We start from the raw sequence: 13,592 nt of genomic DNA, 5'->3' as shown, positions 1-13,592 counted from the left end.
TTGCTGAGTTAATTTATTCTTTTTAAAATTTCACGCGCCACGGTTTCATCTGCATCCCCAACAGAAAGTGGTGCTAAATTATTGACCAGTTCCTTTTGCTTCAATGGATCTTTTGCAAGGGAAACCGCGGTTTCCACCAACCTTCCTGCCGCTTCTTTATCCATAATCATCAGTGCGGCATTCTTATCTGCAAGGTGCATTGCATTAACTGTCTGGTGATCTTCTGCAGCGAAAGGATATGGCACCAGAATGGCCGGTTTCCTGACAACACAAATTTCAGCTATGGCCATTGCGCCCGCCCTAGAAATAATAATATCTGCCGCTGAATAAGCATATTCCATTTGGGTAATAAATTCGCTTACCCAAACCCCTTTTCTTCCTTCAGCAGATTTTTTTCCCTGTTCTGCAAAAGGCTTTCCGGTTTGCCAAATCAGTTGCAGGTTATTGTGCTCCAGCAATGGCAAACCGCTTTCTATCGCTTCATTTATACTTTTTGCACCTAAACTGCCACCAACTGACAAAATGGTGGTGCGGGCCGGATCAAGACCGAAAAATTTAATGGCAGTTTCGCGGTCAATCGCAGCATGCACAATATTTGAACGGACCGGGTTACCGGTTACCATGATCTTGTCTTTGGGGAAAAATTTTTCCATGCCGTCTGATGCAACAAAAATCACAGTAGCTTTCCTTCCAAGCATCTGGTTAGATTTCCCTGCAAATGAATTGGACTCATGCAGAAAACTATAAATGCCACGTTGTTGAGCCAGCCTGAGAACCGGGAAACTGGAATATCCACCAACCCCTATTGCTGCATCAGGCTTAAACCTGTCAAATATTTTCCTGACCTGGAAAAAACTCCTTATAAGTTTAAAAGGCAACCCAATATTTTTTATCAAAGAGCTTCGGTTAAAACCTGCTATATCCAATCCTTCAATCTGGTAACCAGCCTGCGGTACTTTCTCCATCTCCATTTTACCCTTTGCACCCACAAATAATAATTCAACCTGCGGATCCATTTTTTTCAACGCATTGGCAATGGCTATTGCCGGGAATATATGCCCGCCGGTACCGCCTCCCGCTATAATTATTCTTCTGGCCATTATTCTTCCGTTTTTTCTACTGCTTCTTCCATTTTCAACAATTCATTCTTCTCCACATAACGGGATACACTTAAAATGATGCCTATTGCTATACAGGTAAATAAAAATGAGCTGCCTCCCATACTCACCAGGGGAAGTGTAACGCCGGTAACAGGAAACAGGTTTACATTTACTGCCATATTGGCCATGGCCTGGATCACCAGGGTGAAACTTAATGCAAGGGCAAGAAAGGCGCCAAATGCATAAGGACACTTGCGGAATAACTGTATACTCCGGTACAAAAAAACCAGGTAAACCAATATCACGATTGCGCCACCCAGTATTCCATACTCTTCTATTATTATCGCGTAAATAAAATCCGAATAGGGATGTGGCAGGAAATTCCTTTGCTCGCTGTTACCCGGACCTAACCCGAAAAATCCACCTTTTGCAATGGCAATCTTGGCCTGGTTAACCTGGTAATTATTATCATCGTCTTCCTGTTCCTTTCCACCATAAACAAAAGCTTCTACCCTGTTAACCCATGTAGTGAAACGGGCAGTCAACCTGGATTTACCTTCTGTTTTTGATTTTATGCCATTCCCGCTGTTGTGTTGAATAACCGCGGTGAGTATTAAAAAAATAATGGGCACAAGGGCAATTAAACCGGTTAGCAAAAGATGCTTCATGCTAACCCGGCCGATAAACAACAACATCATACTGGTTGCCCCCACCAGCAATGCGGTAGATAAATTTGCAGGTGCAATAAGTACGCAGGTAATACCTACAGGTATAATAACAGGGAGAAAGCCTTTTTTAAAATCCTTTATCACATCCTGTTTTTTCGACAACATCCTGCTGATATACATGAATAAAGCCAACTTAGCCAGGTCTGAAGTCTGGAAAGTAAGGTTAATAATCGGGAGCCTGATCCAACGGCTTCCCTCATTCAACTTAACCCCAAAAAATAAAGTATAAATTAAAAGGGGTATGGTCAGGAGAAAAACGATTTGTGCGATTCTCGAATAGAGGGTATAATTCACCATGTGTGCAAAATAGATCATCATGATGCCGATACTTATAAACGCCACCTGCTTAAACAGGTATACCTCAGTATTTCCCCGATACATTTTATAAGCCAGGGATCCTGTGGAACTGTACACAACAAGCAATGACATCAGTGCCAGCAACACAACAAGTGTCCAGATCACTTTATCACCCTTTGTTTTGTTAAGTAACTGATTCATTTTTGTTTAATTCGCCATTCACTATAATGCCTTCACTGCATCTTTAAACTGTTTTCCACGGTCTTCATAATTTTTAAACAGGTCAAAACTGGCACAAGCCGGACTCAACAACACAACATCTCCTTTGTTAGCCAACTGATAGGCAGAATGCACTGCTTCAGCCGCACTGGAAGTATTTACAATTACGGCCACATCGTTCTGGAAAGCCTCGTGTATTTTCCGGTTATCTGTGCCCATACAAACAATTGCTTTAACCTTTTCCTTTACCAGTTCCAGGATCAATGAATAATCATTTCCCTTATCAACACCACCCAGTATAAGTATTGTAGGCTGGTTAAGGCTTTCGAGCGCATACCATGTGCTGTTTACATTGGTCGCTTTGCTGTCATTTATAAATTCAACTCCCCTTACCGTAGCAACATGCTCCATCCTGTGTTCAAGAGCCTCAAAAGATTGAATAGCCTCCCTGATCTTGTCTTTCCGCAACCCAATAACGGATGCGGCTAACCCTGCTGCCATGGTATTATATTGATTGTGTTTACCCTTCAGCGCAAAATCATAAATACTCATTTGAAATTTCTCGTCTTTTGCTGCGACGGTCATTTCATGGTCTTTAACAAATGCGCCCGGGTGTAATTCTTTTCTCATACTGAATGGTAATGGGTTAGATAGGATCGAAAATTCCTTGATATACTTTACGGTTACTTCATCATCTTCACAATAAATGAAATAATCGCCTGGTTGCTGGTTCATCGTAATCCTGAACTTGCTATTGATATAATTCCTGAACTGGTAGTCATAACGGTCGAGGTGATCTTCTGTGATATTGGTGAGGATGGCTATATAAGGACGAAAAGTCGATATGTCATCCAACTGAAAACTGCTGATCTCTGCGATATACCAGGCCTTCGGATTCAATGCGACCTGGCGGGCAAAGCTGTACCCGATATTGCCAACCAGTGCACAATTCAATCCTGCATGTTTACAAATATGATAGGTAAGCGCAGTGGTGGTTGTTTTACCATTACTTCCGGTAATTGCAACAACCTTACTGTTTCCAATAAAGCGATATGCCCATTCTATTTCACTAATCACGGGAATTCCCTTTTCCCTGATTTTTTTCACCAATTCATTCTTTTCAGGAATGCCCGGACTTTTTATCACCAATGCGGCGGAAAGAACGCGCTCAATGCTATGCTTACCTTCCTCCCACTCAATTCCATTGGCAATCAATTCAGCCCGGTGATCCTCTTTCAATTTCCCGCCATCACTTACAAAGCAGGAGTATCCCTTTTGCTTTGCCAGCAATGCTGCTCCAATTCCACTTTCACCTGCACCTAATATGATAACTGGTCCATTCATGTCATTAAAAGTGTTTTCCACGGATTGGGGGTTCTTCAACAGTATTGGATTTCTGCACCACAAATGCGTTCAACGAGCCGGTTGGTTTTTCAATAATGATCTAGCGGATTTTCAATGTAACGATGGAAAAAATCACGCAGAATATTGTAACGATCCAGAATCTTGTAACAATCTTACTTTCATGATAACCCAATTTCTGATAGTGATGATGCAACGGGCTCATCAGAAATATCCTCCTTCCTTCCCCATACTTTTTACGGGTGTATTTAAAATAACTCACCTGCAACATCACACTGAGGTTTTCAACAAGGAATACGCCACAAAAAATGGGTATCAGCAATTCTTTCCTGACAATGATGGCCAGGGCAGCAATTACCCCACCCAGCATCAGGCTGCCAGTATCACCCATAAAAACCTGCGCGGGATAAGCATTATACCAAAGGAATCCAACACAGGCCCCGCACATGGCTCCGATGAAAATTGACAATTCACCAAGGTTGGGTATATACATAATATTGAGGTAATCTGCAAGCAACAGGTTTCCGCTTGCATAGGCAAATACCCCCAAACAAATACCAATAACCGCACTGACACCAGTCGCCAGACCATCCAGTCCATCGGTGATATTTGCACCGTTGGAAACAGCGGTTACAATAAAAATCACAATCAGTACATATAACACAGAAGTACCTCCCCTGAGTGCCTGTGGCAACAATTTCGAATAGTTGAACTCATGGCTCTTCACAAATGGAATTGTAGTAATCGGTTCATTCGCTTCAACAAAATATCGCTGCTTTCCCTGGAATTTAACAGTCTTTACCGTTGCTCCGGCATCAGGTGTTCCCGTATATTCCCGCCATACTTTAGTATTGCCATTAAACAAAAGCGTAATTCCTATAACCAGTCCAAGTCCAACCTGTCCAAGGATCTTAAACCATCCTGCCAATCCGTCTTTATCACCTTTCCTGTAAGCCACTCCCTGCTGCTGCGCTATTTTCTTTGCACGCAACTTGAGGAAGTCATCTATAAAACCAATAATTCCTAGCCAGATCGTACTAAAAATCATTAACCGCACATAGGCTTTTGTAAGGTCTGCCAGCAATAATGTTGGAAGCAATATTGCAAGGATGATGATCAGCCCGCCCATTGTTGGTGTTCCCTTCTTTTGTTGCTCTCCCTGCAAACCGAGATCACGCACACTTTCACCTACCTGCCGCTTCAACAGGTATTTAATCAGTTGTTTTCCAAATACAGTTGTAATAATCAGGGACAAAATCACGGCCAGTAACACCCGGGAAGTGATGAACTGAAACAGCGCACTTCCCGGGAACCTGATCCCCAATTCTTTCAACCAATCAATTAAGTGGTACAGCATGATGGTTTTTTTCGTACTGGCTTTCCACCTGGTGTCCAGCCAGGCAGATTTGTGTTTGTAACCGTCCTAAAAAATTAATATCCTTTATTTTCACCCGGCGGGTAATACCCGGCGGGTGAAATGTCACTTTCCTAATAATGCAATCACTTTTACCATTTCTTCCTTATCATCAAAATGATGTTTCACTCCTTTAATTTCCTGGTACTTCTCGTGCCCCTTTCCAGCAACCAGGATAATATCACCAGGACCAGCCAGGCTAAACGCCGTTTTAATTGCTTCATGCCTGTCTTCAATGGAGAGATGTTTCCTCCGGGCCGCAGTGTTTAATCCGGTTTCCATTTCCCTCAAAATCTGGTGTGGATCTTCGCTACGTGGGTTATCTGAAGTAAAAATTGCCTTATCACTATAATCACATGCCGCCTGTGCCATTACGGGCCTTTTACTTTTATCCCTATCACCGCCACACCCAACCACAGTAATTATTTTTTCGTCCCCTCTCCTCAATTCCCGGATTGTCTTCAGCACATTAACCAATGCATCGGGAGTATGCGCGTAATCCACTATGGCAATGATCTTTTCAACGGGTGAAATAAGGTAGTCGAACCTTCCCTCTGCGCCGCTTAGAATACTTAAACAACGCAGCACTTCATCACTCTTTTCACCAAGACAAACCGCAGCTCCATAAACAGCCAAAAGATTATATGCGTTGAATTCGCCAATCAGCCTGAAATGGACTTCCTTTTCGTTAACCGTCATCACCAGGCCTGTCAATCCGTTTTCCAGGATCTTTCCCTTAAATTCTGCAACTGTACGCAGGCTATAATAATATTTCTGCGCATTGGTATTCTGCAGCATCACTGCTCCCCGCTTGTCATCCATATTACTGATGGCAAAAGCCGCTGGAGGCAGGTTATCGAAAAAAGACTTCTTCACCCTGATATACTCGTCAAATGTTTTATGATAGTCGAGATGATCATGGGTAATATTGGTGAAAATCCCACCTGCAAATTCAAGTCCGGCTATGCGCTGCTGGTGAACAGCATGAGAGCTAACTTCCATGAAGGCAAACCGGCATCCTGCATTAACCATTTGTTGCAGCAAGGCATTGATGCTTATGGCATCCGGTGTGGTATGTGTTGCAGCAATTGGTTTCGTAACAATAATGTTCTGCACGGTACTAACCAATCCGCAATCATATCCCAACGCTGTAAAGAGCTTATATAATAAAGTAGCTACCGTTGTTTTTCCATTTGTGCCGGTAACCCCAATTAATTTCAACTTTTGTGAAGGCCGGCCATAATAATGATTCGCCATCCAACCTGCGGCCTCACTGCTGTTTTCAACTTCTATATATGTAACATCCCCGTTCAACTTAGCAGGAAGTTTTTCACAGATAACCACGTTCGCTCCTGCTGAAATAGCCTTTTCAATAAATTCATACCCATCTGACTGAACTCCTTTAATCGCTATAAAACAAGAACCATTACTGACTTTCCTAGAATCTATCTGCAGGTCTTTTACTCCTGTCTGCAGGTTTCCATTCACAGAACGGATCTTAACCTGGTACAATATATCTTGTAAAATGACCATCAATTCAGGGCTAACACGATAGTTTGATTATTCACAACCGGCTTACCGGCTTCTATTGATTGCGTCTTTACTTTTCCTGTACCTTTTACCAACACTTTAAGTTTCATTTCTTCCAGCAGGAATAAAGCATCTTTCAGTCCCATGCCCTGCAGGTCGGGCATCATATTGGCGGCCATTTCCCTTCGCTGCAAAACCGGGTCAAAATTTTCTGCTGCCTGAACATTGGCCCACACATTTTCCTTTACACTATCCTGGTAAGGCACTTTAAGCCTATCAAAAACCGTCCGGACATCTTTTGCAGTGCCTGTATAATAAAATGCCGTACTATCCTTCATGAGAAGCGAAACCGATTTTGCCGGAACCTCCTGCGCCTGAATAGCAAAGAGCTTATCTGCTATTTCTCTGAAAACCGGTCCTGCTACAGCTGCGCCATAATATTTAACAGCATGCGACTTATTCTTTATTACCACGATGCAGCTATATGCAGGTTTTTCTGCGGGGAAATACCCTGCAAAAGATGACTGGTATATATGATCGCTGTACCCGTGGCTACCATTTGCCACCAGTGCAGTACCAGTTTTTCCTGCGAACCTGTAATAAGGAGACTGGAGGGTTTTTCCTGTTCCATTCACCACAACACCTTCCAGGCAGGTTTTCAATTGTTTCAAAGTTGCTTCGCCGCAAATCTTCTCCTCCAATACTTCGGGATGGTTTTCACTCACTGTTAATCCGCCTTTACGAACTTCTTCAACCAGGTAAGGCTTCATCATTTTCCCGTTGTTGGCTACCGCATTGTATACCATTAAAGTTTGCAGCGGACTAACCAAAACCTCGTAGCCAAAAGCCATCCATGGCAATGAAGTTGCACTCCAGGTTTTCGACCTGGGACTCTTGATCACCGGCTGGGTTTCCCCGACGAGGCCAATTCCTGAAAATTCGTTTAGTCGTAACCGCTTTAAATGATCAATATATTGCATTGGGTTCTTTGCGTAATAAGTCATCGCCAGTTTTGCCATCCCTACATTACTGCTCAGTTCAAAAGCCTGTTGCACGGTTACATCGGTGCGGTTATGCTTTTCACTATCATACACCGTCCTGCCATTCACTTTCCAAACTCCGGTCTCAAGGTTTACATGGCTGCCGATATCTATTTTTTTATCTTCAAGTGCCGCTAAAAGCGTTGCCAGTTTAAAGGTTGATCCTGGTTCGCTCGCACGGATCGCATAATTAAGATCTTCCCAATATTCACCTTCGCCTCTTTTTCCCAGGTTGGCCATAGCTTTAATTTTACCGGTGGCTACTTCCATTACTATGCAGGTGCCGTGCTCTGCTTCATTTTCAATCATCGTCTTCAACAATGCATTTTCAGCTATATCCTGGATATTTACATCCAGCGTAGTAATAAGGTCCTTACCGTTTTCGGGCTCAACTTCATAACCCTCAACCGGAACAGCCACACCACCGGAAATAAACCGTACCAGCCTCTTTCCTGTCTCACCCCGAAGCAGACTATCATAAGTCCTCTCCAATCCTACGTTTTGCGCATTTTCCCTGGCCAGTCCGATTGTTCTGTTAGCGAGCAACCCAAATGGATTGAGCCTTTTACTTTTTACATCTGCTATAAAACCACTTTTGTTCCGCCCCTGCCTGACCAATGGAAAATCTCTCAATTGTTTATACTGCTGAAAACTTATATCTTTTCGCAGGAGAAAATAACGGTCCTTTTTGCGGAAACCTTCCTGCAGCATTTTTTTGTATGCCTGTGAAGATTGATCCTGGAATAAGCCAGCCAGTGAAATACTGAGAGAATCTACATTTTCACGAAATCTTTTACCATTCTTTTCCTGTAAACCCTCTGCACCGAAATCAATATATATATTGAAATACGGAATTGACGTGCTGAGCATGCTCCCATCTTCGCTGTAAATTGTTCCCCGATCTGCATCCAGGTTTACTATCCGGGTATGCAAACTATCACTCTTGCTTCTCCAGTAATTACCTTCAACATCCTGTATGTAAAGAGCTCTGCCTAATACAATCACCGACAATACAACTATGCCCAGAAAACAGAGATAAACTCTCCATAGTATGTCGCGTTTTATTTCCAAAGCGCCCGTTGATTAGGTTCTAATTATTATTTGTACTGGCACTATCAATTAAAATAACCGGCGGAGTAATCAGCTCCCTCAATCCCAGTGGCTCTACCGCTTTCGCCAGTTCTGTCTGCTTGCTGCGAAACATCACTTCACTCTTCAGCGTCTTATACTCAAATTGCAATTCCCGCAATTCTTTATTCGTTCTGCTGATCGATTTGATCAGCTTATCAGAATAATGACCGTTATAGATATAGATTACTGCAAGGGCGCTCAGGAATAAAAAAAATGGCAGGTTCTTTACCATTAGCTGGTAATTGATCCTTTTTCTTTTACCTTTTTTGGTGATCACTGGTTCCATAAGCAAAACTGGTCATTCATTTGGACATTAACATTTCACAACGATATCAAACGATACTACGAAATCAAAAAAACTAACCCTATTCTACTATCTTCTTTCTGCTACTCTCAACTTGGCGCTCCTGGCCCTCGGATTTTTTTTCATTTCCTGTTCTGTCGGCACAACCGGCTTCTTGCTGATAACCGCCATGGGTGTTACAACAACCCGGTTTTCAAATGGATGGTCATCCACTATGTCAAAGCTGCCGGACTTAAAAAAAACTTTCACCAACCGGTCTTCCAGTGAATGGAACGTGATGATTGCAGCCCTTCCACCTGGTTTTAATACCTGGGGTAATTGTTGCAGCATTTCTTTCAATGCACCCAACTCATCATTCACTGCAATTCTCAAGGCCTGAAAAACCTGCGCGAAATATTTATTCGGATTACCCTTTACCACACCCTGTAATGCAGCTTTGAACTGGCTAATGGTGCGCATGGGCAATTTGTTTCTTAGTTCCACTATCGTTCTGGCAAGTGTTTTTGCATTGGTTACTTCCCCGTATTGTTCAAATAACTTGTGCAATTCCTGTTCACTATAAGAGGCAATAATATCCGCAGCCTTAAGTGTACCACGCTGATCCATCCTCATGTCCAGGTCTGCATCAAAACGGATGGAAAACCCACGGTCGGCCTCATCAAACTGGTGACTGCTAACGCCCAGGTCAGCCAAAACACCATCCACATTTTCAATACGGTGCAATCGAAGGAACCTTTGCAGGTGTCTGAAATTGTGCGGTACAAAAATTATCCGCGGATCATCAGGCAGGTTATTCTGTGCGGCTGCATCCTGGTCAAATGCGACGAGCTTACCAGCAGGTCCAAGTTTAGCCAAAATAGCCCTCGAATGGCCACCTCCCCCAAATGTGCAATCAACATAAATCCCATCTGGCACAATGCCTAAAGCATCGACCGATTCTTTCAGTAACACTGGAATATGATAGTCACTTTCCATCTGGCGGGCTAAATCTTCACCTTTTGGTATAGTGCTTTTTTTTGCCATTATTTATGCGCCCGTTTCATTGGCCCTGGCCATAACCGCCTGGGCAAGTGTACTGAATGCTTCAGATGAGAATGATTCAAAGAACTTTTTATAAATACCCGCATCCCAGATCTCAATTTTATTAACCGCCGAAACAAGCACAATATCTTTCTCCAGGGCTGCATGCTCTTTCAGATTGGGCGGAAGTAAAAGGCGACCGGCTGTATCTGGTTCTATTTCCATGGCACCGTTCATGAAATACCTTCTGAATTCCCGAACTTTGGGGTCAAAATCGTTCAGCTTGCTGATTTCTGCATATATGGGTTCCCAGCTTTTCATCGGATACAGGGTGAGACATTTCTCGAATCCCCGGTTAATGACGAATTGCAATTCTCCTTCCGGCAGTTGCTTTTTAAGCCCTGCAGGGAGAAGGAAGCGCCCTTTGGCGTCCAGTGTTGCTTCGTATTCGCCTAGAAAACCTTTCATTTACACGTATATGCCGCGATATTGACATTTATTACCACAAAATAACACTTTTTCCCACTTACGGGACAAATTTAGGAAGCTTTATTTTTTCCACACAGGATAACTACGTCCAGATACACCGTGGATATACGTTTGATAGTTTTATGAGCCCTAATTTTTTAGATTAAATGTTAGTTACCTGTGAATTGCGGTGGATAACCTGTGAATTGCTAATTTGCAAACCATGACAACACCCCCGCATCCGCGTGATATTGCCATCGCGGACTTTATTTATGACCTGCCGGAGCACCGCATTGCCAATTTTCCATTGAATAAAAGGGATGCCTCCAAATTGCTGGTTTATTCCGGTGGGCAAATAACAGAAAGCACATACCGCAATCTTGCTCAATTCATCCCCGAAAACTACCTGCTGGTTTTTAATAAAACCCGCGTAGTAGAAGCCCGGCTTTTCTTTACCAAATCAACAGGTGCGGTTATTGAGATTTTCTGCCTGGAACCCCATCCCCAATACCCCGATATTTCTTCCGCTATGGGCCAAACCCATTCTGTAAAATGGAATTGCCTGGTTGGTGGCGCGGCTAAATGGAAAACCGGCCAGGTTTTGGAGAAAACCCTGCCCCGGGAATCCGGCAATTTTGTTTTGAAAGCCTCTCTACAATCCCGCAACGGAGACAATTTTACCATCCTTTTTGAATGGACCCCGGCAGGCCTTTCCTTTGCTGAAATATTGCATTACATGGGGGTAATTCCTATTCCGCCTTACCTTAAAAGGGCAAGTACCAGGGACGATCTCGAAAGATACCAGACCATTTATGCCGAACAGGAAGGATCTGTAGCTGCACCAACTGCCGGACTTCATTTCACCGATGAGGTTTTTACAAAACTGCGCGAAAAGAATATCCATGCTGCATATGTAACCCTTCATGTAGGTGCAGGCACTTTTAAACCCGTTAAATCGGAATTGATCGCCAACCACGAAATGCATGCAGAATTTATAGATGTGGATCGGAATACCATTTCATCTTTACTGGCCGCAAATGGAAAAATAATAGCAGTAGGCACTACTTCATTAAGGACCCTGGAAAGCCTTTACTGGATGGGTGTGAAAGCAATTCTTTATGCGGGGAAAAAACTCGACAGCCTGGCTATCGGGCAATGGGAAGTGTATGATGAACTACTACAGCATGCAAAACCTGTTGAAGAAGCATTACTTGCTTTATTATCACGAATGGATCAACAGTCAACGGATCGTATTTTATGCAAAACTCAAATTATGATCGCACCTGGGTATAAGGTAAAAATGGTGAAAGCACTCATCACCAATTTCCACCAACCTCAATCGACTTTATTATTGCTGGTGTCTGCCCTGATCGGTTCCGATTGGAAAAAAATTTACAACTACGCACTGGAGCATGAATTCAGGTTCCTGAGTTATGGTGATGGGTCACTGATATGGGTAACCGCTTCTTAAGATTATTTTCCGGCAGGCATATCAATTGTGAATGAAGTCCCCTTCCCGGGTGTGCTGTCTACTTTTATCTTTCCATTATGCGCATCCACTATGGTCTTTACATAACTTAAACCGAGCCCAAATCCTTTTACATTGTGCAGGTTGCCGGTATGAACACGATAAAATTTTTCAAAAATCTTTTTGACATTTTCTTTCGTCATCCCAATCCCGTTGTCTTCAATTCTAATCAGTATACCTTTGGAAGTATTCACAGTGCTGATTTTCAGCAGGAGATTATCTTTAGAGTATTTCACCGCATTGTCAACCAGGTTGCTGATAAGATTTGTGAAATGAACTTCATCGGCCATGATCTCATCATTGACAGCATTAAGTTGAATATCTGCATGGCCACCTTTACTCTGCAATTGCAGGTCGAAGTTTTCCAGAACCTGCTCAATCACAGCATGTACCCGTATGGGGCGTTTACTTAACTGGATTTCCTGCCGATCCATTAAAGCCGCTTGAAGAATTGTTTCCACCTGCTTATTCATCCGCTTGTTTTCTTCTTTGATAATGCCGGTAAAATACTGCCCCTTCTCCCGGTCATTGGCCACTTTTTCTGTCCTTAATGCATCCACCGCAAGAGATATTGTAGCTAATGGCGTCTTAAATTCATGTGTCATATTGTTTATAAAATCATTCTTGATTTCACTTAATTTTTTCTGGTTCAGCAAGGCACTAACAGTTACATAAAATGCTGCAAGCAGAATAAGTGTAAACAAAACCGCTCCCGCTATCATCCATCGAAGCTCGCGAAAAACAATATGCTTAATATTAGGCACAACCACAACCATAACCTCTTCCGGAACCAGGCCCTCCAGGCTACTGCCGGCTGGAACCTGCAGGGGAAAGATGAAACTGCGGTTTCTGATTGTGTCTTCAACTTCTTTATCGAAGCCCTTTGACCTTAGTTCATCATAAGATAAAAATCCCGCATCGGAAGTTATAACAAATTCAAAGCGGGTATCTCTTAGTCCAATATCATTGAAATTTTTCCGGAGTTTCTCTTCAACCTCGAAAGCAGTAAACTTCTGGGATATAGTTGAAGGTTTCATCATTTCCATCATCAGCTGGTCTGAAGGCCAGTTCAGGTTTGGCCTGATGCGATTGTTTTTCAGAGAGGGCATGGTACCTTTCTGCTGAATCAGGTCATCGGCGGTAACCTGCATCGCCTTTACCACTTTTTCCGCCAATTGTTCTTCCCGAACTTCCAGCATAGACCTGAACCAGGATACCTGGATCAGTATGATCCCAATCAGAGATAGCGAAACCAGTATGATAATTAGTGGAAAAATTCTCTTCATCAGCGCAAAAATAGCTTTGGTTAATGTTTATTCCGGCCTGTACCGCCCCAAAGCCCCTGAATTAACAGGAGTTTATCACCACCCGCCGGGTAATACCCGGCGGGTGCCAACCGGCAGGCAAAATTGTAAAACCGGTAAAACAAATCTTGTTCTATTCCTCAATAT

The 13,592-nt window shown here is 43.0% G+C and carries 11 protein-coding genes; 1 reads left to right on the top strand and 10 read right to left on the bottom strand.

The genetic code is table 11. From position 1 onward, the window contains the following. Positions 1 to 8: 8 nt before the first annotated feature. From murG to mraZ, 9 genes are all read right to left on the bottom strand, one after another. Positions 9 to 1,100, bottom strand: a complete 1,092-nt coding sequence (gene murG / locus LAQ65_RS14020) for an undecaprenyldiphospho-muramoylpentapeptide beta-N-acetylglucosaminyltransferase (protein WP_224117603.1) — start codon at positions 1,098 to 1,100, stop codon at positions 9 to 11. Next, on the bottom strand, positions 1,100 to 2,326 hold the full coding sequence (locus LAQ65_RS14015; RefSeq protein ID WP_224117602.1) for an FtsW/RodA/SpoVE family cell cycle protein: 1,227 nt from the start codon (positions 2,324 to 2,326) through the stop codon (positions 1,100 to 1,102). Before LAQ65_RS14015 ends, murG begins: the two co-directional genes overlap by 1 nt. A gap of 21 nt (positions 2,327 to 2,347) precedes the next feature. Further along, the gene (murD, locus tag LAQ65_RS14010; RefSeq protein WP_224117601.1) at positions 2,348 to 3,727 is read right to left on the bottom strand and encodes a UDP-N-acetylmuramoyl-L-alanine--D-glutamate ligase; all 1,380 of its coding nucleotides are present in this window, start codon (positions 3,725 to 3,727) and stop codon (positions 2,348 to 2,350) included. A 61-nt stretch (positions 3,728 to 3,788) separates the two neighbouring features. Next, positions 3,789 to 5,063: a phospho-N-acetylmuramoyl-pentapeptide-transferase gene (gene mraY, locus LAQ65_RS14005; protein ID WP_224117600.1), complete on the bottom strand. Its 1,275-nt coding sequence runs from the start codon at positions 5,061 to 5,063 to the stop codon at positions 3,789 to 3,791. A gap of 123 nt (positions 5,064 to 5,186) precedes the next feature. After that, positions 5,187 to 6,653 (bottom strand): UDP-N-acetylmuramoyl-L-alanyl-D-glutamate--2,6-diaminopimelate ligase, encoded by a 1,467-nt coding sequence (locus tag LAQ65_RS14000; RefSeq protein WP_224117599.1) that lies wholly within the window; start codon positions 6,651 to 6,653, stop codon positions 5,187 to 5,189. Next, entirely contained in the window at positions 6,653 to 8,761 is a 2,109-nt protein-coding gene (locus LAQ65_RS13995; RefSeq protein WP_224117598.1) for a penicillin-binding protein, read from the bottom strand. The genes LAQ65_RS14000 and LAQ65_RS13995 overlap by 1 nt, the downstream gene beginning before the upstream one ends. A 19-nt stretch (positions 8,762 to 8,780) precedes the next feature. Beyond that, positions 8,781 to 9,107, bottom strand: a complete 327-nt coding sequence (locus LAQ65_RS13990) for an FtsL-like putative cell division protein (RefSeq protein WP_224117597.1) — start codon at positions 9,105 to 9,107, stop codon at positions 8,781 to 8,783. Between the two features lie 87 nt (positions 9,108 to 9,194). Beyond that, positions 9,195 to 10,148 (bottom strand): 16S rRNA (cytosine(1402)-N(4))-methyltransferase RsmH, encoded by a 954-nt coding sequence (gene rsmH, locus LAQ65_RS13985; protein ID WP_224117596.1) that lies wholly within the window; start codon positions 10,146 to 10,148, stop codon positions 9,195 to 9,197. A 3-nt stretch (positions 10,149 to 10,151) separates the two neighbouring features. Continuing rightward, the gene (gene mraZ, locus LAQ65_RS13980; protein WP_224117595.1) at positions 10,152 to 10,613 is read right to left on the bottom strand and encodes a division/cell wall cluster transcriptional repressor MraZ; all 462 of its coding nucleotides are present in this window, start codon (positions 10,611 to 10,613) and stop codon (positions 10,152 to 10,154) included. 223 nt (positions 10,614 to 10,836) lie between these two features. On the opposite strand from mraZ, the gene LAQ65_RS13975 reads away from it, so the two are divergent. Continuing rightward, positions 10,837 to 12,084 carry an S-adenosylmethionine:tRNA ribosyltransferase-isomerase gene (locus tag LAQ65_RS13975; RefSeq protein WP_224117594.1) on the top strand — a complete coding sequence of 416 codons (1,248 nt, stop codon included), beginning with the start codon at positions 10,837 to 10,839 and terminating at the stop codon, positions 12,082 to 12,084. A gap of 2 nt (positions 12,085 to 12,086) precedes the next feature. Here LAQ65_RS13975 and LAQ65_RS13970 read toward each other — a convergent pair whose 3' ends face one another. Continuing rightward, positions 12,087 to 13,427 (bottom strand): sensor histidine kinase, encoded by a 1,341-nt coding sequence (locus LAQ65_RS13970; RefSeq protein WP_224117593.1) that lies wholly within the window; start codon positions 13,425 to 13,427, stop codon positions 12,087 to 12,089. Positions 13,428 to 13,592: the final 165 nt, after the last annotated feature.

The sequence above is a fragment of the Flavihumibacter profundi genome (assembly GCF_020076305.1).
GTDB lineage: Bacteria > Bacteroidota > Bacteroidia > Chitinophagales > Chitinophagaceae > Flavihumibacter > Flavihumibacter profundi.
Note: the sequence above shows the minus strand (reverse complement) of the source record. Positions and strands in the feature narration are given on the sequence as shown.